The organism is Cellulosimicrobium sp. RS, assembly GCF_046159675.1.
GTDB lineage: Bacteria > Actinomycetota > Actinomycetes > Actinomycetales > Cellulomonadaceae > Cellulosimicrobium > Cellulosimicrobium funkei.
This window is the reverse complement of the sequence record NZ_JBJXVU010000008.1, coordinates 45,778-65,296: the sequence shown is the minus strand read 5'-3', so window position 1 is coordinate 65,296 and position 19,519 is coordinate 45,778. Positions and strand designations below refer to the sequence as shown.

Genomic DNA, 19,519 nt, shown 5'->3' with positions numbered 1-19,519 from the left:
CCGGGTGCGCGGCAGGGGTCGTCAGCCGCGTGCGAGCGCCGCGAGCGCGTCCAGCACGTCGCGCGCGACGTCTGCCCCGGTGAGGCGGTACGCGGACACGACCTGATCGCGCGTGGCGTGGTCGAGGAACTGCGCCGGGAGGCCGATCGGGTGCACGGGCGTGCGCACGCCCGACTCCAGCGCCCGCTGGGCCAGCAGCGCGCCGACCCCGCCGTCCGCGACGCCGTCCTCCACCGTCACGACGAGGTCGTGCTCCCCGGCGAGCTTGACGAGCGCGCTCGGCATCGGGAGCACCCACGTGGGCGACGCGACCGTGACGTCGACGCCGTGCGCGGTGAGCGACTCCCCGGCGTCGAGCGCGACGCGGGCCATCGAGCCCAGGCCGACGAGCAGGACGCGGCGCGGACCACCCGGCGCCGCCGCGGCGGGAGCGGCCTCGTCGCCCGCGCCCGCAGGCACCGCGAGCAGGTCCACGCCGTCGACGGACTCGACGGCGGGCAGGGCGTCCGAGAGCGCGCCCTTCGGGTACCGCACGACCGTCGGGGCGTCGTCGACGTCCACGGCCTCGCGCAGCGCGGTCCGCAGGGTCTCCTCGTCGCGCGGCGCGGCCAGGCGCAGGCCCGGCACGATGCGCAGCATCGCCATGTCCCACATGCCGTTGTGGCTCGCGCCGTCGTCGCCCGTGATGCCCGCGCGGTCGAGCACGAACGTCACGCCGGCCTTGTGCAGCGCGACGTCCATGAGCACCTGGTCGAACGCGCGGTTGAGGAACGTCGCGTACACCGCGACCACCGGGTGCAGCCCGGCGAACGCCATGCCGGCCGCGGACGTCGCGGCGTGCTGCTCCGCGATCCCGACGTCGAACGTGCGCTCGGGGAACGCCTGCGAGAACGGCTTGAGACCGACCGGCTCGAGCATCGCCGCGGTGATCGCGACGACGTCGGACCGCCGCCGCCCGATCTGGACGATCTCGTCGGCGAAGACGCTCGTCCAGCCGAAGCGCGAGGGTGCGACCGGGAGCCCGGTCTCCGGGTGGATCTTGCCCACGGCGTGGAAGCGGTCGGCGACGTCCTGCTCGGCGGGCGTGTAGCCGCGGCCCTTCTCGGTGAGCGCGTGCACGATCACGGGCGCGCCGTACGCCTTCGCACGGCGCAGCGCGTGCTCCATGGCCTCGACGTCGTGGCCGTCGACCGGCCCGACGTACTTGATGCCGAGGTCCTCGAACATGCCCTGCGGCGCGACGACGTCCTTGAGGCCCTTCTTCAGGCCGTGCAGCCACTCGTAGGCGAACCGCCCGGGCGCGCCGGACCGGTTGAGGGTGCGCTTGCCCCACTGCAGGAAGCTCTCGTAGCCGTGCGTGGTGCGCAGCGTCGACAGGTGGTGCGCGAGGCCGCCGATCGTGGGCGAGTACGAGCGCCCGTTGTCGTTGACGACGACCACGAGCCGCCGGTCCTGGCTCTCCGCGATGTTGTTGAGCGCCTCCCAGGCCATGCCGCCGGTGAGCGCGCCGTCGCCGATGACCGCCACGACGTGCCGGTCGGTGAGACCGCGCACGACGTTCGCCTTGGCGATGCCGTCGCCCCACGAGAGCGCGGTGGACGCGTGCGAGTTCTCGACGACGTCGTGCTCGGACTCGGCGCGCGACGGGTACCCGGACAGCCCGCCCTGCTTGCGCAGCGCGGAGAAGTCCTGGCGCCCCGTGAGGAGCTTGTGCACGTAGGACTGGTGGCCCGTGTCGAACACGAAGGTGTCCGTGGGCGAGGAGAACACGCGGTGCATCGCGATGGTCAGCTCCACGACCCCGAGGTTCGGGCCGAGGTGGCCGCCCGTGCGGGAGACGGAGTCGACGAGGAACGCCCGGATCTCCGCGGCGAGCTCGCGCGCCTGCCCCGGGGTCAGCCGTTGCACGTCCTCGGGCGAGGTGATCGTGCCAAGCAGGCTCATGCAGATGCTCCGTTCCGTTCCCGTGCGACCAGCCCGACAACTCTAGGCCGTCCGGGCCGATGACCTGCGCCGCGGTGCGCCGGGCGACGGGACCTTCACGTCATTGACGCACACTCGCGCCGCGGACGCACGGACGCGACGTTCGTGGAATTCTCCTTCCGCACTGCGGACAACGGCGGGGTGCGACCTCGTAGGATGGAACCATGCGCTTCCTGCCCGGACAGTCCCCCGCGACCGACCTCACCTACGGCGACGTGTTCCTCGTCCCGTCGCGCTCCGAGGTCGCGTCGCGCTTCGACGTCGACCTCTCCTCCGCCGACGGCACGGGCACGACGATCCCCGTCGTCGTCGCCAACATGACGGCCGTCGCGGGGCGCCGCATGGCGGAGACCGTGTCGCGGCGCGGCGGCATCGCGATCATCCCGCAGGACGTCCCGACCGACGTCGTGGCGGACGTCGTCGCGGACGTGAAGTCCAAGGACCCCGTCATCGAGACGCCCGTCGTCGTCGGCCCGCACGACACCGTCCACACCGCCCTCACGCTCATCGGCAAGCGCGCGCACGGCGCCGCGGTCGTCGTGGACGGCGGGCGCCCGGTCGGCGTGGTCACGGAGGCCGACTGCGCCGACGTCGACCGCTTCACCCAGGTCCACCAGGTGATGACCGACCACCCCCTCGTCCTCGACGCCTCCGTGCTCGACGGCGGTCGGGCCGGGCTCGAGGCGGCCTACGAGCAGCTCCACACCGCGCGTCTCAAGGTCGCGCCCGTGACGCGCGACGGCGCGCTCGTCGGCGTCCTCACGCGCAAGGGCGCGCTGCGCTCGTCGGTCTACGCGCCCGCGCTCGACGACGCCGGCCGCCTGCGCGTCGGCGCCGCCGTCGGGATCAACGGCGACGTCGCGGCGAAGGCGAAGGAGCTCCTCGCGGCCGGGGTGGACGTGCTCGTCGTGGACACGGCGCACGGCCACCAGGCCAAGATGCTCCAGGCGCTCGACGCCGTGCGCTCGGTGGGCCCGGACGTCCCCGTCGTGGCGGGCAACGTCGTCACCGCCGACGGCGTGCGCGACCTCGTCGCCGCGGGCGCGGACATCGTCAAGGTGGGCGTGGGGCCGGGGGCCATGTGCACCACGCGCATGATGACGGCCGTCGGGCGCCCGCAGTTCTCCGCGGTGCTGGAGTGCGCCGCCGCGGCGCGCGAGCTCGGCAAGCACGTCTGGGCCGACGGCGGCGTGCGCCACCCGCGCGACGTCGCCCTCGCGCTCGCCGCGGGCGCCTCGCAGGTGATGATCGGCTCGTGGTTCGCGGGCACCTACGAGTCCCCGGGCGACCTGCACGACGACGGCACGGGCCGCCTCTACAAGGAAAGCTTCGGCATGGCGTCGGCGCGCGCCGTCGCCGCCCGCACCGCGGGGGGCTCGCCGTTCGACCGCGCGCGCAAGGCGCTGTACGAGGAGGGCATCAGCTCGAGCCGCATGTTCCTCGACCCGCAGCGGCCCGGCGTCGAGGACCTGCTCGACCAGATCACGTCCGGGCTGCGCAGCTCCGCGACCTACGCCGGGGCGTCGAGCCTCGCCGAGTTCGCGGACCGCGCCGTCGTGGGCGTGCAGTCGGCCGCGGGCTACGAGGAGGGCCGCCCGCTCCCGGTGAGCTGGTGACGACCCCGCCCGAGGCTGCGCGCGCGTCGGCGCGCGCGCAGCTCGCGACCCTCGCCCGGGACGGCGGTGCCTGGCCCGAGCCGTGGCGCCACGCCGTCGGCACGCTGCGCCCGGACGCGCGCGACGCCGCCGTGCTGCTGCTCTTCGGCGTCCTCGACGGGGTGCCCGCGGTGCACCCGGCCGCGGCCGTCCCCGCCGACCTCGACGTGCTCCTGCTCGCGCGCGCGACGACGCTCGGCCACCACCCGGGCCAGGTCGCGTTCCCGGGCGGCCGGCTCGAGCCCGACGACGACGGCCCGGTGGGCGGCGCGCTGCGCGAGGCCGAGGAGGAGACGGGCCTCGACCCGGGCGGCGTCGAGGTGCTCGGCACGCTCGGTCGGCTGCCCGTGCCGGTGAGCAACCACGTCGTCACGCCCGTGCTCGGGTGGTGGGCCCGGCCCACCCCGGTCCGCGCCGTCGACGCCGCCGAGTCGGCCCACGTGTTCCGGGTCCCCGTGGCCGACCTGCTCGACCCCGGCCGGCGCCGCACGGTGACGGTCCGCCGGGACCGCCGGGTGCACAAGAGCCCCGGCTTCCTCGTGGAGGCCGACGGGCGCGAGCACCTCGTCTGGGGCTTCACCGGCGGCATCCTCGACGCGCTGTTCGACCGGCTCGGCTGGACCGAGCCGTGGGACCGGACGCGCACCCTCGACGCCCCGCTCTGACGGCCCGCCCGCCCCTCGGTGCCCGTACCCCGCGTCAGCCGGGCGCGAGCGCGCGGGCGAGCAGGTCGACCAGCGCGCGGGCCGTCGTCGACCCGCCGTGGTCCGGGTTGAACTCGACCAGCGTGACCGCGACGAGGTCCGGGTCGGAGACGATCTCGCGCACGACGCGCTCCAGCTCGGCGGGGACGAGCCCGCGCCCGAAGACGGGCACGTCGGCGGCGGGCAGCGCGAAGAAGTCGAGGACGTCCACGTCCACGTGGAGCACGAACGGCCCGCTGCCCACGCCGTCCACGGCACGACGGGCCGCCGCCTCGGGACCTGCGGAGACCTCGGCGGCGGGGACCCGGGTCGCGGCGACGCGGCCGTCCTCGTCCTCCTCGGCGTCGGAGAAGCCGAGGAACGCGAGCCGTCGGGCGTCCAGGAGCGGTCGTCGCGCCCCGACGGCGCTCAGCTCCGGGCTCGCGCCCGGGAGGTCGAGGAGGTGGGCGACGCCCGTCGCGTCGGCGATGGGCTCCTCGGGGTGCGACGCCACCGTGAAGAGGTCCTGCCCTCCGTCGACGTAGACCAGGCCGCAGTCGTCGTGCACGTCCACGGCCGCGGCGACGACCCCGAGCGTCACGGTGCACTCGCCGCCGAGCACCAGGGGGACGTGGCCCCCTCGCAGCCCGTCGCGGACAGCCTCCCGGACCCGACCCGCGCCCGCGGCGACGCGCTCGACGTCGTTCAGGCGTCCGGGCACGTGGTGCGCGCGCCAGCGGGCCGGCTCGACGTCGCCCTGGTCGGTGACCACGAGCCCCCGCGCCCGGAGCGCGTCCACGAGCCCGGCCGCACGCAGCGCCGCGGGCGCCTTCTCGAGACCGGGGCCGTGGGCGGCCGCGCTCGACGGAACGCCCAGGACCGACCACGACCGCTGTGTCATGCGACCGACGCTACGCCGGACTCCCGACACCCGCGCAGGGCCTGGTGGAGAACGGCGACGGCGCGCCCGCCCCGGCCGGGGTGGACGCGCCGTCGGGACGCGCGTGCGTGTCAGGCGACGAGCGAGCGCAGCACGTACTGCAGGATGCCGCCGTTGCGGTAGTAGTCCGCCTCGCCCGGGGTGTCGATGCGCACGACGGCGTCGAACTCGACGCTCGTGCCGTCGGGCTTGGTGGCCGTGACCTTGACGGTCGACGGCGTGGTGCCGTCGTTGAGCGCGGTGATGCCCTCGATGTCGAAGGTCTCCGTGCCCGCGAGGCCGAGCGACTCGGCGCTCTCGCCCGCCGGGAACTGCAGCGGCAGGACGCCCATGCCGATGAGGTTCGAGCGGTGGATGCGCTCGAAGCTCTCCGTGATGACGGCCTTGACGCCCAGGAGCGCGGTGCCCTTGGCCGCCCAGTCGCGCGACGAGCCGGAGCCGTACTCCTTGCCGCCGAGGATGACGAGCGGGGTGCCCTGCGCGGCGTAGTCCTGCGCGGCGTCGTAGATCGTGTCCTGCGCGTCCTTCACGAAGTTGAAGGTGTAGCCGCCCTCGACGTTGTCGAGGAGCTGGTTGCGCAGGCGGATGTTCGCGAACGTGCCGCGGATCATGACCTCGTGGTTCCCGCGGCGCGAGCCGTAGGAGTTGAAGTCGCGGCGCGCGACGCCGTGCTCCGCGAGGTACTTGCCGGCCGGCGAGTCCACCTTGATGGCACCGGCGGGGCTGATGTGGTCGGTCGTCACCGAGTCGCCGAGCTTCGCGAGCACGCGCGCGCCGGAGATGTCCGTGACGGGCGACGGCTCCATGCCCATGCCGTCGAAGTACGGGGGCTTGCGCACGTAGGTCGACTCGGTGTCCCACGCGAACGTGTCGCCCTCGGGCGTCTCGAGCGCGCGCCAGCGGTCGTCACCCGTGAAGACGTCCGCGTAGTCCTTCGTGAACATGTCGCGGTCGATCGACGCGTCGATCGTCGCCTGGACCTCCTCCGGGGAGGGCCAGATGTCCTTGAGGAAGACCGGCTCGCCGTGCGGGTCGGTGCCCAGGGGCTCGCCGTCGAAGTCGAAGTCCATCGTGCCGGCCAGCGCGTAGGCGATGACGAGAGGCGGCGACGCGAGGTAGTTCATCTTCACGTCGGGATTGATGCGGCCCTCGAAGTTGCGGTTGCCCGAGAGGACCGAGACGACCGAGAGGTCGTGCTCGTTGACCGTCGCCGAGATCTCGTCGGCGAGCGGACCCGAGTTGCCGATGCACGTGGCGCAGCCGTAGCCGACCAGGTGGAAGCCGAGCTTCTCGAGGTACGGCCACAGGCCGGCCTTCTCGTAGTAGTTCGTCACGACCTGCGAGCCGGGCGCCATGGACGTCTTGACCCACGGCTTCGACGCGAGACCGCGGTCGACCGCCTTCTTCGCGAGCAGGGCCGCCGCGAGCATGACCGACGGGTTCGACGTGTTGGTGCACGACGTGATCGACGCGATGACGACGTGCCCGTGGTCGAGCTCGGTCGTCGTGCCGTCCTCGAGCGTGACCGGGACGACCTTGTGCGGGCGCTTCGCGCTGTCGGCGTGGCCCGGCGCGACCGGCTGGTCGGACGGGTCGTCGTGCGCGGCGGCGGCGATCGGGTCGGACGCCGGGAACGTCTCCTCGACGGACTCGTCGAGACCCGTGAACGGCGCCGCCTCCTGGGCGTCGACGTAGTCGAGGATCGCGGACGCGAACGACTCCTTCGCCTCGCCCAGCTCGATGCGGTCCTGCGGGCGCTTCGGGCCGGCGATCGACGGGACGACCGTCGAGAGGTCCAGCTCGAGGTACTCCGAGAAGACGGGCTCGACGTAGCCGTCGGCCTCGGGGTCGAGCCACAGGCCCTGCTCCTTGGCGTACGCCTCGACGAGCGCGAGCTGCTCGTCGCTGCGGCCCGTGAGGCGCAGGTAGTCGATCGTCACGCCGTCGATCGGGAAGATCGCGGCGGTCGAGCCGAACTCGGGGCTCATGTTGCCGATGGTCGCGCGGTTCGCGAGCGGCACCTGGGCCACGCCCGCGCCGTAGAACTCGACGAACTTCCCGACGACGCCGTGCTGGCGCAGCATCTGCGTGATGGTGAGCACGACGTCCGTCGCGGTCACGCCCGCCGGGATGGAGCCGTTGAGCTTGAAGCCCACGACGCGCGGGATGAGCATCGAGACGGGCTGGCCGAGCATGGCCGCCTCGGCCTCGATGCCGCCGACGCCCCAGCCGAGCACGCCGAGGCCGTTAACCATCGTCGTGTGCGAGTCGGTGCCGACGCACGTGTCCGGGTAGGCGCGGAGCACGCCGCCGACCTCACGGGTCATGACGGTGCGCGCGAGGTACTCGATGTTGACCTGGTGCACGATGCCGGTGCCCGGGGGGACGACCTTGAAGTCGTCGAAGGCCGTCTGGCCCCAGCGCAGGAACTGGTAGCGCTCGTGGTTGCGCTGGTACTCGAACTCGACGTTGCGCTCGAACGCGTCCGAGCGGCCCGCGACGTCGATCTGGACCGAGTGGTCGATGACCATCTCGGCCGGCGCCAGCGGGTTGATGCGCGACGGGTCACCGCCGAGCTCCGCGACGGCCTCGCGCATCGTCGCGAGGTCCACGACGCACGGCACACCGGTGAAGTCCTGCATGATCACGCGCGCCGGCGTGAACTGGATCTCGGTGTCCGGCTGCGCGTCCGGGTCCCAGGACGCGAGCGCGCGGACGTGGTCCGCGGTGATGTTGGCGCCGTCCTCCGTGCGCAGGAGGTTCTCGGCGAGGATCTTCAGGCTGTACGGGAGGCGCTCGACACCCTCGACGGCGGAGAGGCGGAAGATCTCGTACGAGTTCTCACCGACCTCCAGCGTTCCCTTCGACCCGAACGTGTCGACGCTGCTCACTCGTAGCTCCTTCGTGGCGAGACGGTGGCACGGATGCCATGGTTCAGGGGGCTTCGCCCAGACTACGCCGGGCCGGTGCGCCGCTCCGGCCGCGTCCCGGAGGACGGGCGGGGCGGTGGCCGGCGGCTCGTCCACGACCCGCTGCGACCTGCACCGCGACCAGCATACCCCATATATCTTGACGTCAAGATATATGGGGTCGGCGACGGCTCAGAGGTCGCAGTCGCACAGGACGTTGAGCTCGACGACCTGCTCCCCCTCCTCGGGCCGCGCCCACGCCTCCGCCTCGGCGCGCGACGCGAAGCTCCGGCCCACGAGCCGCCCGTTCGGCATCAGGACGCCCACGCCGACGACGTCCCGGACGTCGTCCGGACCGTCGCCGGGCCCGTCCTGGCTCGCCGCCCGGACGACCGTCCGGGTCCCCGTCGCCGCCGTGCTCGTCATGCGCGCCTCACCGTCCGTGCTCGTGGGGTCTCCCCTCATCATGCGCCCGGGGCGGCGCGCACGCGCCGCCGCGCGGTCAGCGCGTGAGGACCGCCACCGCCTCCAGGTGGTGGGTCATGGGGAAGAGGTCGAACGCGCGCAGCGACGACAGCCCGTAGCCGTGCTCCGCGAGGTACGACACGTCGCGCGCGAGCGCGGCCGGGTCGCACGCGACGTAGACGACGCGCGACGGCACACGGCCCACGACGGCCTCGACGACGGCGCGCCCGGCACCGACGCGGGGCGGGTCGAGCACGACGACGTCCGCACCGCTCCCGTCCTGGGCGAGCACCTGCTCGACCGGCCCGTGCCGCAGCTCGACCCGGTCGAGCCCGTGCGCGTTGCGCCGAGCGTCGCGCACGGCCCGCTCGTCGCCCTCGACCGCGAGCACGGTGCCCGCGTCCCCGACGGCGGCCGCGAGCGGCGACGTGAACAGCCCGGCCCCCGAGTAGAGGTCGAGCACGCGCGCGCCGTCGACGTCACCGACGCCGTCGAGCACCGCGCGCGTCAGGGCGGCGGGCGCCTCGCGGTGGACCTGCCAGAACCCGTCCGCGGCGACCCGGTACGTGTGCTCGCGGTCGCCGAGCACCACGCGCTCGGTGACGCTGCGCCGCGCGTTGGGCCGGTGGTCGGGCGACCCCCCGCGCCAGGGCTCGCCGTCGACGAGCAGGACCGGCGCGGACCCGACGGGCGCGACGAGCTCGATCCGGGTGCCCGGGCGCCACGAGCGGGTGAAGACCTTCTCGTGGGCCGCGAGGTCGGCGACGTCCTCGCTCGCGAGCGGCATCGCGTCGAGCGGGACGACGGTGTGCGAGCGGAAGCGGTGCATCCCGGCGCGGCCGCCGCCGTCGGCCACGAGGTCCACGCGCGTGCGGTAGGCGAGGCCGCCGCGCTCGTCGTCCCCCGGCAGACCCTCGACCTCTACCTGAGGGTGAAGATCGTCCAGGTCCACGTGCGCGAGGCGGCGCAGCTGCTCGGCCAGGACGTCGCGCTTCCACCGCCGCTGCGCGCCGATCGCGACGTGCGCGAGCTCCCCGCCGCCCACGCCGCCCGGACCGGCCTCGGGCCACGCGGACGGCACGCGGTCGGGCGACGCCTCGAGGACCTCGACCGCGTCGGCGCGCCAGAACTTCGCGGCGTCGCCGCCCTCGGTGACGCGGGCGCGCACGCGCTCGCCCGGCAGGGCGTGCCGCACGAAGACGACCCGGCCCTCGTGCCGTGCCACGCAGTGACCGCCGTGCGCCACCGGGCCGACCTCGAGCTCGACCTCGACCTCAGGTCGAGGGAGCACGCGCGGCGACTGCCGGGTCTGCCGGCCGGGTCGTCGGCCGGACCGGCGCGGCGCGCGCTCGGGACGACCCGCGCCGGGGTCGGACGGTCGGTCGGAGGGCACGGCAGGACCACGCGAGGAGGACGGCATGCCCCCAGTATCCCGGACTCTCCCGCGCGCTCCCCCCGCACTCTCCCCCGGCTTCCCGCCGGCCCCCGCCGCGGACGCACGAAGGCCCGGCCCCGACGTCGGGACCGGGCCTCCTCCGGGGGTCGCGCCGGCGCGATCAGTACCCGGTGAAGCGCTGGCGGAAGCCCTCGCCCTCGAGCCCGGTCTGCCCCTCCGTCGAGGAGAGCTGCCACGGCACGGACGCCACGACGACGCCCGGCGTGAAGAGGAGCCGGCCCTTGAGGCGCAGCGCGCTCTGGTTGTGCAGGAGCTGCTCCCACCAGTGCCCGACGACGTACTCGGGGATGTAGACGACCACCAGGTCGCGCGGGGACTCGCGGCGGACCGACCGCACGTACGACAGCACGGGGCGCGTGATCTCGCGGAACGGCGAGTCCAGCACGCGCAGCGGCACCGGGAGGTCGAGAGCCTCCCACTGCCGCATGAGGTCCTCGACGTCCTCGGCGTCGACGCCGACGGTGACGGCCTCGAGCACCGACGGCCGTGACGCCCGCGCGTACGCGAGCGCCCGCATCGTCGGGCGGTGGATCTTCGAGACGAGCACGATCGCGTGCACGCGGCTCGGCAGCGCGCGGGCGGCCGCGGCGTCGTCGCCGAGCGCGAGCTCGTCACGCACCGTGTCGTAGTGCTTGCGGATCGACTTCATGAGCACGAAGACGATCGCCATCGCGAGGATCGCGATCCACGCGCCGTGCGTGAACTTCGTGAGGAGCACGATGACGAGCACCGTGCCCGTCATGCCGAGGCCCACGGTGTTCACGACGCGCGAGCGGCGCATGCGGGACCGCTCGCGCGGCTGGTGCTCGGTGCGCAGCGCGCGGGTCCAGTGCAGCACCATGCCCAGCTGGGACAGCGTGAAGGACACGAACACGCCCACGATGTAGAGCTGGATCAGGCGCGTCACCTCGGCGTCGAAGGCCCAGATGAGCACGATCGCCGCGACCGCGAGCGTGATGATCCCGTTCGAGAACGCGAGGCGGTCGCCGCGCGTGTGGAGCTGGCGCGGGAGGTAGCCGTCCTTGGCGAGGATCGAGCCGAGCACCGGGAACCCGTTGAACGCGGTGTTGGCCGCGAGCACGAGGATGAGCCCCGTCACGGCCGACACGACGTAGAACAGGATCGGGGCGCCGCTGAACACCGTCTCCGCGAGCTGCCCGATCACGGGGTGCTGCACGTAGTCGACCGGGAGCGGCTCGCCGTTGAGCGAGAGCTGCGCGTGCGGGTCCTCCGCGTAGTGCACGCCCGTCGCCCGGGCGAGGAAGAGGATGGAGAGCATCATCGCCGCCGAGATGCCGCCCAGCAGGGCGAGCGTCGTGGCCGCGTTGCGCGACTTGGGCTTGCGGAACGCGGGCACGCCGTTGCTGATGGCCTCGACGCCCGTGAGGGCGGCGCAGCCGGACGCGAACGCGCGCGCCACCAGGAACGCGCCCGCGATGCCCATGAGCCCCTGGTCGAACCCGCTCTCCGCCGTGAGCTCGAACTCCGCGCTCTCCGCCGGGCCGAGGTTGCCGGTGACGTACTGGAAGAAGCCGACGACCGCCGTCGTGCCGATCGCGAGCATGAAGAGGTAGACGGGGATCGCGAAGAAGGTGCCCGACTCCTTCACCCCGCGCAGGTTGACGAGCGTGAGCAGCACGACGAGCCCGATCGCGAACGCCGCCTCGTGGTCGCGCAGCGCGGGGATCGCGCTCGCGGCGTACTGCGCGCCCGAGGAGATCGAGACCGCGACCGTGAGCACGTAGTCGACCATGAGGGCCGAGGCGACGCCGACGCCCGCCGTCGGGCCGAGGTTGACCGTCGCGACCTCGTAGTCGCCGCCGCCCGACGGGTACGCCCGCACGTTCTGGCGGTACGACGCGACGACCGTGAGCAGCACGACCACGACCGCGAGGCCGACCCACGGCGAGATCATCGTCGCGCTGAGGCCCGCGAGCGCGAGCGTCAGGAGGATCTCGTCCGGGGCGTACGCGACGGACGAGAGCGCGTCGGACGCGAACACGGGCAGCGCGACGCGCTTGGGGAGCAGCGTGTGCCCCAGGTGCTCGGAACGGACAGGCCGTCCGAGCAGCAGCCGCTTCGCGGCATCAGCGATCTCCGACACGAGGCCACATGCTATGCCCGACGGCGTCCGGTCGCGCTGGTGCGCGCCCGCGGGCCCGGCGGGCGGTAGCGTTCGGTGCGTGCACTTCGTGATCATGGGCTGCGGGCGCGTCGGTGCGACGCTCGCCCAGTCCCTCGAGTCGAGCGGCCACTCGGTCGCCGTCGTCGACCAGAACCCCGACGCGTTCCGGCGCCTGCCCGCGGAGTTCACGGGCAAGAAGGTGACCGGCGTCGGCTTCGACCGCGACACGCTCGTGCAGGCCGGGATCGAGGACGCGTACGCGTTCGCCGCCGTCTCCGACGGCGACAACTCGAACATCCTGTCCGCGCGCGTGGTCCGCGAGACGTTCGGCGTCGAGAAGGTCGTCGCGCGCATCTACGACCCGCAGCGCGCCGAGATCTACCAGCGGCTCGGCATCCCGACCGTGGCGACCGTGCGCTGGACCTCCGACCAGGTGCTGCGCCGCATGCTCCCGTTCGGCGCGACCGACGAGTACCGCGACCCGTCCGGGCGCGTGCGGCTCGCCCAGGTCGACTTCCACCCCGGCTGGATCGGCCGCACCGTGCGCGCCATCGAGGACGCGACCGAGGCGCGCGTCGCGTTCGTCAGCCGCTTCGGCGACGGCGTCCTCGTCACCGACCGCACCGTCCTGCAGGAGAACGACGTGCTGCACGTGCTCATGGACGACGAGCGGGCCGCCGTCGTCGAACGCAAGCTCACCCACGCACCGAAGGTCGAGGCCGAGTGATGCGCGTCGTCATCGCCGGGGCGGGCTCCGTCGGCCGCTCGATCGCCCGCGAGCTCCTCAGCCACGACCACGAGGTCATGCTCGTCGACAAGCAGCCCGCGGCGATGCGCGTCGCGCAGGTCGCGGACGCCGACTGGCTGCTCGCCGACGCGTGCGAGCTGTCGTCGCTCGCCGAGGCGAAGGTCGACGAGTGCGACGTCATCGTCGCCGCGACGGGCGACGACAAGGTGAACCTGGTCGTGTCGCTCCTCGCCAAGACCGAGTTCGGCGTGCCGCGCACGGTCGCGCGCGTCAACAACCCGAAGAACGAGTGGATGTTCGACGAGTCGTGGGGCGTCGACGTCGCGGTGTCCACGCCGCGCATCATGACGGCGATGGTCGAGGAGGCCGTCGCCGTGGGCGACCTCGTGCGCATCTTCACGTTCCACCAGTCCGGCGCGGACATCCTCGAGGTGACGCTGCCGCCGTCGTCGCCGCTCCTCGGTCGCCGCGTGGGCGAGGTGCGCTGGCCGGCGGACACCGTGCTCGCGGCGATCGTGCGCGGCACGCGCCCCATCGCGCCGAGCGCGGACGACACGCTCGAGGTCGGGGACGAGCTCTTGCTCGTCACGGGAAACGAGGCGGACGAGGGCGCGCTCGCGCGGCTGCTCGCCGGCGAGGGCGAGGACGGCCCGACGGCGCCGGACGCGCCCGTCGAGGCTCCCGAGCTCGGCGGCGACCTGCTCTGACGGCGCGGCCCGCGCGACGGCGCGGCCCGCGCGACGGGCGGCTACGCCGTGCGCCGCGGTCCGGCGGTCGCGGGGCGGCGCACCAGGATCCACGTGAGCCACAGCACGAGGGCCCACAGCGGGATCCCCATGACGAGGCGCGCGGTGCCGAGCCAGCCGACGTCGCCGTCGAGGTACAGCGGCACCTGGACGGCGAGGCGCGCCCCGAAGAGCCCGATCCACAGCCACGTCGCGGCGGTGTAGCGGCGCACGAGCGCGCGGTCCGACCGCCACGCCCGCGCCCAGCGGGCGAACGCGCCGGGCTCTCCCGCGCTCCCGGCGGCCGGCTCGGCGGGCTGCGGCGCGGGAACGTCCGCGCCCTCGCGGGGCTCGCCGTCGGTCGCGTCCGCCGTCGTGCCGCCGGACGCCGTCCCCACGCCGAAGCCGCTGCGGAAGCCCTCCACGACGAGCCCGACGAGCGGCCAGCGGACCACCACGGACACCAGGAGCGCGACGAGGTACGCGGCGTTGGTCCACAGGCCCCACGCGAAGTAGTCCTGCGCCTCCCCCGAGCGCCACGCCCACAGGACGCCGATGCCGACGCCCAGAAGGCCACCGAACGCCTGCGTCACGGGCGTGCGCTGGACGAGGCGCGCGGCGACGGCCACGAGGGCCGCCGCGACGGACGTGACGAGCGCCCAGCGCAGGTTGGTCGTGGCGACGTAGACGACGACGAACACGAGCCCGGGCGCGACGGACTCCACGAGCCCGCGCACGCCGCCGATCGCGTCGGCCACCGAGAAGTCCTCGCCCGCGAGCGCGCGCACGCCGCGGGCGCGGCCGTCCTCGGGCGCCGCGACGTCGTCGACGACCGTCTCGACCACCTCGGCGTCGTGCGCGACGGGCTCGGGCGCGCGGCCCGGGTCGGGGCGCCCGCCCACGGGGCCGCCGGTCGCGTCGCTGCTGCTCGTCATGTCGTGGCGTCCTCGGGGGCTCGGGTGGGCGGCGCCGGCGGGAGGGCCGGTGCGGCCGGGTCGGGTGCGCAGGATCGTACGGCACGGCCGTCCACGACGGCCGCCGGGCTCACTCCCCCGGCTTGGCCAGGAGCTCGTAGCGCGGGTTGAAGATGGTGCGGCGGCCGTCGACGTCGCACACGAGGCCCTCGACGAGCGCGCGGCGCCCGGGCTCGATGCCCGCGATCCGGCGGCGCCCGAGCCAGACGAGGTCGACGACGCCGGACCCGTCGAAGAGCTCGACCTCGACCGTCGGTACGCCCTCGCGCGGGCGGAGCACGACGGACCGCAGGACGCCGGAGATCTTCGCGCGGCGGCGGTTGGGCAGCTCGGCGACGGCACGGCAGCCCTTCTGCCGGGCCGCCTCGGTGCGCTCCTCGTCGGCCGCGAGCTCCTCCTGGGAGGCGAGCGCGGTGCGCCAGGCGTCACGCAGGGTGGGGACCATGTCAGCGGATCTCCGTGATCTCCGGCCCACGGGTCAGCGGGTCGAACGACGGCGTCTCGGGGGCACCGGCCGGGGTCGGGGCCGGGGCGGCCTCCGGGCCCTTGCCCGGCAGGTGCAGGGTGAGCAGGTCGCGCGGCGGGCGCGGGTTCTGGTCGCGCACGACGACGATGTTCGCGAACACGGTCTCGAGCAGCCGCGCCTCGGCCGGGTCGACCGCGGCCTTGCCGGTGAGCACGCCGCGCAGGAACCAGCGGGGGCCGTCGACGCCCACGAAGCGCGCGGGCCGCACGCCCGGGCGGCCGTCCGGCGTCTGCGCGGGGATGCGCGCGAGCAGCTCGCGCCCGAACGGGCCCGGCAGGTCGTCGACGGTGCCGCCCTGCTTGGTGACGGACGCCGCGATCTCGCCGCGGATCTCGTCCCAGATGCCCTCCGTGCGCGGCGCGGCGAACGCCTGCACCTGGAGCCCGGAGCCGCCGACCGCGCACGCCACGCCCGTGATGCGCTGCGTCTTCTTGTCGACCTCCATGCGCAGCTCCATGCCCGGCACGCCGGGGAGCCACACCGCGCCGAGGTCGAGGCGCGGGCCGCGCTCGGGCACCTGGGCGGAGTCGTACGGGCCGCGTGCGGGGGCCTCGGCGGCCGCCTCCGGGGCGGACGCGCCGTCGCCGACCTGCTCGGACGTCGTGCCCGACGGCTCGGGCGACTCGGTCGGCTCGGACGACCTGGAGCGACGGAACAGACCCACGGACGAACTCCTTCACCTGCCCGGCACTCGGCCGGGACTCCTCACGGGGCGCTCGCCCCGCACTGATTCCACACTAGCCCGCGCAGCGGCGGGCCGGGTGCGCCGGTCAGGGTGCGGGCGTCCAGCCGCCGCTCGACCCGAACCCGCCCTCGCCGCGGTGCGAGCCGGGCAGGCGCTCGGCCTGCACGAACCGCGCCCGCTCGACCTTCTGGACGACGAGCTGCGCGACCCGGTCGCCGCGCCGCAGGACGACGGGCTCGCGCGCGTCGGTGTTGAGCAGCGTCACCTTGATCTCGCCGCGGTACCCGGCGTCCACGGTCCCCGGCGCGTTGACGACCGTGAGGCCGTGCTTCGCCGCGAGACCCGAGCGCGGGTGCACGAACGCCGCGTAGCCGTCGGGCAGCGCGATCGACACGCCCGTCGGGACCACGGCGCGCTCCCCCGGCGCCAGCTCGACGTCGACGGTCGTCACGAGGTCCGCACCCGCGTCGCCCGGGTGGGCGTAGGCGGGCAGGGGGACGTCGTCGAGGAGCGTGATGAGGACGTCGACGTCGCCGGTCGAGGGCTGCTGGTGGTTCGGCACCCGCAGAGCCTAGTGCGCGCGGCGCGCTGCGAGCACGTCGGCCGCGGTGCGCGGGGCTGGGATGATGGACCCATGACCGACGCCGCCGACCGCAGCACCCCGTCCTCGACCCGCGGAGCCGCCGGGACGCCCGGCACCGCGGGCACGGCCTCCTACCGCGAGCGCCTCGTCCCGGGCGTCGGCGGCTGGGCCGCGGCGCTCGGCTTCGCGCTCGTCCTCGGGATCGCCCTGTGGCCGGCGAGCCACGCCGTCGCCCTCGGGGTCGGCGGCCTGGCCGCCGTCGCGGGCGTCGTCGCGCTGTGGTGGACGTCGCCCGTCGTCGAGGTCGCCGACGGCGAGCTGCGCGCGGGGCGGGCCCACGTCCCGGCGTCGCTGCTCGGCCAGGTGACGACGCTCGACGCCGACGCGATGCGCGTCCAGCTCGGCCCCCGCCTCGACGCCCGCGCCTACGTGTGCCTGCGCGCGTGGGCGCGCACCGGGGTCCACGTCGTGCTCGAGGACCCGCAGGACCCGACGCCGTACTGGCTCGTCTCGACCCGGCACCCGCAGCGCCTGGCGGACGCGGTCCGCGCCGCGCACGCCGCCTGAGCGGGGGCGCTCGCACGCGGCGCGGCTGGACCGCTGGACCGCGCGTCCGCGCCCCGCTCGGTCTACAGGCCCCGCGGACGACGACGGCCGCCACCCCGGGGAGGGGGCGGCGGCCGTCGGCCGTGGTGCGCGGAGGGTCAGGCAGCGCACTCCGAGCAGATCTGCTGGCCGTTCTTCTCGTAGGCGAGCTGGCTGCGGTGGTGCACGAGGAAACAGCTCGCGCACGTGAACTCGTCCGCCTGACGGGGAAGGACCCGGACGGAGAGCTCCTCGCCGGACAGGTCGGCACCGGGCAGCTCGAAGCCTTCGGCCGCCTCGGTCTCGTCCTCGTCAACGACGCCCGAGCTCTTGTCGGAGCGACGAGCCTGGAGCTCCTGGAGCGAGTCCTCGCTGAGCTCCTCTTCACTCTTGCGGGGGGCGTCGTAGTCTGTTGCCATCTGTGGGGTCACTCTCCGGAATATCGTCGATCGCGACTGTGCGCGTCCGGACCACCGGCGACGGCCGGTCGTGCCGGGCGGCACGGGTGCGGGGTGCGGGGGCACCCCCTGACGTGTCGTGCCCCGAGGGGGTTCGTGGCACTGCACGCTCATCAATGCGCGGCGCACCGGAATTGTTCCCGGTGGGCCCCCGGATTCTGCACCATTTCCCTGAGTGATGCACCCTGTGGCCGGGCACCCGCCCGGGTGTCGTTGGTCACGGGTGCACGGCACCCCGTCAGGAGTCGGAGTCCGCTCCCGCGTCCTCGAGGATCCGGACGAGCCGGGCGACCGCCTCGGGCGGTCCCGCGACCGTCATCTCGCGGTCCGCGGCGCGACCCCGCAGGCCCGTCACGAGCGCCCCGGCCTCGTGCGCGACGAGCGCTCCCGCGGCCATGTCCCACGGGTTGAGACCACGCTCGTAGTAGAGGTCGAGCTCGCCCGTGGCGACGAGGCACAGGTCGATCGCGGCCGAGCCGAGGCGGCGGATGTCGCGCACCTGCGGCAGCACGTCGAGCAGCACGCGGGCCTGCGCGCGGCGACGGTCGGCGTCGTACCCGAAGCCCGTGCCCACGAGGCACTGGCCGAGGTCGGTCTCGGCGTTGACGTGCACGGGACGGCCGTCGAGGGTCGCCCCCGCTCCCAGCCCCGCCGTCCACGTGCGGTCGTCGACGACGGAGTGCACCGCCCCGGCGAGCACCGTCCACTCCAGCGGGTCGGGCGGGCCGACCACCGCGGCGACCGATACCGCGTACGACGCGACGCCGTAGAGGTAGTTCACCGTGCCGTCGACCGGGTCGATGACCCAGGTGACGCCCGACGTCCCGGCCGAGGCGCCCTCCTCCTCGCCGAGGATCGCGTCGTCGGGGCGGGCGGCGGCGATGCCGCGGCGCAGCAGCGCCTCGGAGTCGGCGTCCATCCGCGTCACGACGTCGGTCGCGGTCGACTTCGTCGCGGCCACCTCGACCCGGTCGGGACGGCCGGAGCGAACCAGCTCGCCGGCCTCGCGCGCGAGGCGCTCGGCCAGGTCGCGCAGGTCGGCCACGGTGACGTCGTCGGGCTGCCGGGGGTCGTCGATGAAGAGGCGCACGGCTCACATCCTGCCCGACCCGCGGCCTGCCCGGCGACCCTCCCACGGGCCGGGCGCGGACCAGCCGAGGCGCAGCGAGACGAGACGGAAGCCGAACACGAGCGCGAGGACCGCCGCCTGCGAGAACGGCCCGAGCAGGTCCGCCTCGGCGAGCGCCGCGGTGAGCGCGGCCCCCGCGAGCGCCGGGATGGCGTAGAGCTGCTTGTCCTGGAACAGCAGCGGCACCTCGTTGGTCAGCAGGTCGCGCAGGATGCCGCCCCCCACGCCCGTGAGCACGCCCGCGAAGACCGCGGCGAGCGGGCCGACGCCGTACTCCAGGGCCTTCATGGTCCCGGACAGCACGAAGAGCGCGAGGGCGCCGGCGTCGAGCACGATGATGCTGCGCCGCAGCCGCTCGAGCCGCGGGTGCCAGAAGAACGTGACGACGCCCGCGAGGGCGGCGACGGCCACGAGCCGCCAGTCGGAGATGCCGACGGGCGGGATGGCCCCGATGAGGACGTCGCGCAGGAGCCCGCCGCCCAGTCCCGCGGCCCACGCGAGCACGAGGACGCCGACGAGGTCGAACCGCTTGCGCACCGCGGCGAGCCCGCCGGACAGCGCCGCGAAGAACACGCCGCCGAGCTCGAGGGCGTCGCCGGGCACGAGGTCGAGGATCACCCCCGCATCATCCCAGCCACGGCCCGCTGGGGCCGGGGCCGGGCCGGGGCCGGGCCGGGCCGGTGCGAATGGGCGGCACACCGCGCGTGCTGCGCCGCTCGGGGATGGGACGATGGCACCCTCGAGGGAGCGGTGGCGCGGGCGTCGCGGTCCACGGCGCACGGCGGTCCGGCACGCGGCCAGGCGCCGGACGACCGGGGCGGCACCACGAGCGGCACACGAGCGGCACACGAGCGGCACCGCGAGCGCCACCGGGCGCGGCGACACGGGAG

General features: G+C 74.5%; 18 protein-coding genes. 5 read left to right on the top strand and 13 right to left on the bottom strand.

Annotated elements, in window-relative coordinates; genetic code table 11:
• Positions 1 to 21: 21 nt before the first annotated feature.
• A complete protein-coding gene (gene dxs / locus ACI769_RS13350) occupies positions 22 to 1,944 on the bottom strand; it encodes a 1-deoxy-D-xylulose-5-phosphate synthase (RefSeq protein WP_085388033.1) in 1,923 nt (640 codons plus the stop codon).
• 203 nt (positions 1,945 to 2,147) lie between these two features.
• On the opposite strand from dxs, the gene ACI769_RS13345 reads away from it, so the two are divergent.
• Together ACI769_RS13345 and ACI769_RS13340 are read left to right on the top strand one after the other, a co-directional pair.
• Positions 2,148 to 3,599, top strand: a complete 1,452-nt coding sequence (locus ACI769_RS13345) for a GuaB1 family IMP dehydrogenase-related protein (RefSeq protein ID WP_043654636.1) — start codon at positions 2,148 to 2,150, stop codon at positions 3,597 to 3,599.
• Positions 3,596 to 4,303: a CoA pyrophosphatase gene (locus ACI769_RS13340; protein ID WP_137280428.1), complete on the top strand. Its 708-nt coding sequence runs from the start codon at positions 3,596 to 3,598 to the stop codon at positions 4,301 to 4,303. The genes ACI769_RS13345 and ACI769_RS13340 overlap by 4 nt, the downstream gene beginning before the upstream one ends.
• 34 nt (positions 4,304 to 4,337) lie before the next feature.
• Here ACI769_RS13340 and ACI769_RS13335 read toward each other — a convergent pair whose 3' ends face one another.
• From ACI769_RS13335 to ACI769_RS13315, 5 genes are all read right to left on the bottom strand, one after another.
• Complete coding sequence (locus ACI769_RS13335) at positions 4,338 to 5,222, bottom strand: arginase family protein (RefSeq protein ID WP_137280427.1); 885 nt, start codon at positions 5,220 to 5,222, stop codon at positions 4,338 to 4,340.
• Positions 5,223 to 5,332: 110 nt separating this feature from the next.
• Positions 5,333 to 8,152, bottom strand: a complete 2,820-nt coding sequence (locus tag ACI769_RS13330) for an aconitate hydratase (protein ID WP_076404955.1) — start codon at positions 8,150 to 8,152, stop codon at positions 5,333 to 5,335.
• A 210-nt stretch (positions 8,153 to 8,362) separates the two neighbouring features.
• Positions 8,363 to 8,596 (bottom strand): hypothetical protein, encoded by a 234-nt coding sequence (locus tag ACI769_RS13325; protein WP_409141735.1) that lies wholly within the window; start codon positions 8,594 to 8,596, stop codon positions 8,363 to 8,365.
• Between the two features lie 76 nt (positions 8,597 to 8,672).
• Entirely contained in the window at positions 8,673 to 9,926 is a 1,254-nt protein-coding gene (locus tag ACI769_RS13320; protein ID WP_409141734.1) for a class I SAM-dependent RNA methyltransferase, read from the bottom strand.
• A gap of 265 nt (positions 9,927 to 10,191) precedes the next feature.
• Positions 10,192 to 12,195 (bottom strand): APC family permease, encoded by a 2,004-nt coding sequence (locus tag ACI769_RS13315; protein ID WP_409141733.1) that lies wholly within the window; start codon positions 12,193 to 12,195, stop codon positions 10,192 to 10,194.
• Between the two features lie 94 nt (positions 12,196 to 12,289).
• Here ACI769_RS13315 and ACI769_RS13310 point away from each other — a divergent pair, with 94 nt between their 5' ends.
• Together ACI769_RS13310 and ACI769_RS13305 are read left to right on the top strand one after the other, a co-directional pair.
• Positions 12,290 to 12,943, top strand: coding sequence for a TrkA family potassium uptake protein (locus ACI769_RS13310; protein WP_031316042.1), 654 nt, complete (start codon positions 12,290 to 12,292; stop codon positions 12,941 to 12,943).
• Complete coding sequence (locus ACI769_RS13305) at positions 12,943 to 13,671, top strand: TrkA family potassium uptake protein (protein WP_051028145.1); 729 nt, start codon at positions 12,943 to 12,945, stop codon at positions 13,669 to 13,671. The genes ACI769_RS13310 and ACI769_RS13305 overlap by 1 nt, the downstream gene beginning before the upstream one ends.
• Before the next feature lie 41 nt (positions 13,672 to 13,712).
• Here ACI769_RS13305 and ACI769_RS13300 read toward each other — a convergent pair whose 3' ends face one another.
• From ACI769_RS13300 to dut, 4 genes are all read right to left on the bottom strand, one after another.
• Entirely contained in the window at positions 13,713 to 14,624 is a 912-nt protein-coding gene (locus ACI769_RS13300) for a DUF3159 domain-containing protein (protein ID WP_081895825.1), read from the bottom strand.
• Positions 14,625 to 14,733: 109 nt separating this feature from the next.
• Positions 14,734 to 15,108, bottom strand: a complete 375-nt coding sequence (locus tag ACI769_RS13295) for an OB-fold nucleic acid binding domain-containing protein (RefSeq protein ID WP_034652381.1) — start codon at positions 15,106 to 15,108, stop codon at positions 14,734 to 14,736.
• A gap of 1 nt (position 15,109) precedes the next feature.
• On the bottom strand, positions 15,110 to 15,853 hold the full coding sequence (locus tag ACI769_RS13290; RefSeq protein WP_043652079.1) for a DUF3710 domain-containing protein: 744 nt from the start codon (positions 15,851 to 15,853) through the stop codon (positions 15,110 to 15,112).
• Between the two features lie 106 nt (positions 15,854 to 15,959).
• Positions 15,960 to 16,436 carry a dUTP diphosphatase gene (dut, locus tag ACI769_RS13285; protein WP_034652386.1) on the bottom strand — a complete coding sequence of 159 codons (477 nt, stop codon included), beginning with the start codon at positions 16,434 to 16,436 and terminating at the stop codon, positions 15,960 to 15,962.
• Between the two features lie 72 nt (positions 16,437 to 16,508).
• Here dut and ACI769_RS13280 point away from each other — a divergent pair, with 72 nt between their 5' ends.
• Complete coding sequence (locus tag ACI769_RS13280; RefSeq protein ID WP_034652389.1) at positions 16,509 to 17,024, top strand: DUF3093 domain-containing protein; 516 nt, start codon at positions 16,509 to 16,511, stop codon at positions 17,022 to 17,024.
• A 137-nt stretch (positions 17,025 to 17,161) separates the two neighbouring features.
• Here the strand turns inward: ACI769_RS13280 and ACI769_RS13275 are convergent, their stop codons facing one another.
• From ACI769_RS13275 to ACI769_RS13265, 3 genes are all read right to left on the bottom strand, one after another.
• The gene (locus ACI769_RS13275; RefSeq protein ID WP_021483601.1) at positions 17,162 to 17,461 is read right to left on the bottom strand and encodes a DUF4193 domain-containing protein; all 300 of its coding nucleotides are present in this window, start codon (positions 17,459 to 17,461) and stop codon (positions 17,162 to 17,164) included.
• Positions 17,462 to 17,738: 277 nt separating this feature from the next.
• Positions 17,739 to 18,590 (bottom strand): inositol monophosphatase family protein, encoded by an 852-nt coding sequence (locus ACI769_RS13270; RefSeq protein ID WP_232422900.1) that lies wholly within the window; start codon positions 18,588 to 18,590, stop codon positions 17,739 to 17,741.
• Positions 18,591 to 18,593: 3 nt separating this feature from the next.
• Positions 18,594 to 19,247 carry a trimeric intracellular cation channel family protein gene (locus tag ACI769_RS13265; RefSeq protein ID WP_085388037.1) on the bottom strand — a complete coding sequence of 218 codons (654 nt, stop codon included), beginning with the start codon at positions 19,245 to 19,247 and terminating at the stop codon, positions 18,594 to 18,596.
• Positions 19,248 to 19,519 lie beyond the last annotated feature (272 nt).

Excerpts from the sequence above, each read along its gene's own strand:
- ACI769_RS13335 (WP_137280427.1), bottom strand. The coding sequence starts at position 5,222 with ATGACACAGCGGTCGTGGTCGGTCCTGGGCGTTCCGTCGAGCGCGGCC.
- ACI769_RS13275 (WP_021483601.1), bottom strand. The coding sequence starts at position 17,461 with ATGGCAACAGACTACGACGCCCCCCGCAAGAGTGAAGAGGAGCTCAGC.
- ACI769_RS13345 (WP_043654636.1), top strand. The coding sequence starts at position 2,148 with ATGCGCTTCCTGCCCGGACAGTCCCCCGCGACCGACCTCACCTACGGC.
- ACI769_RS13280 (WP_034652389.1), top strand. The coding sequence starts at position 16,509 with ATGACCGACGCCGCCGACCGCAGCACCCCGTCCTCGACCCGCGGAGCC.
- ACI769_RS13325 (WP_409141735.1), bottom strand. The coding sequence starts at position 8,596 with ATGACGAGCACGGCGGCGACGGGGACCCGGACGGTCGTCCGGGCGGCG.
- ACI769_RS13295 (WP_034652381.1), bottom strand. The coding sequence starts at position 15,108 with ATGGTCCCCACCCTGCGTGACGCCTGGCGCACCGCGCTCGCCTCCCAG.
- dxs (WP_085388033.1), bottom strand. The coding sequence starts at position 1,944 with ATGAGCCTGCTTGGCACGATCACCTCGCCCGAGGACGTGCAACGGCTG.
- ACI769_RS13300 (WP_081895825.1), bottom strand. The coding sequence starts at position 14,624 with ATGACGAGCAGCAGCGACGCGACCGGCGGCCCCGTGGGCGGGCGCCCC.
- ACI769_RS13305 (WP_051028145.1), top strand. The coding sequence starts at position 12,943 with ATGCGCGTCGTCATCGCCGGGGCGGGCTCCGTCGGCCGCTCGATCGCC.
- ACI769_RS13310 (WP_031316042.1), top strand. The coding sequence starts at position 12,290 with ATGGGCTGCGGGCGCGTCGGTGCGACGCTCGCCCAGTCCCTCGAGTCG.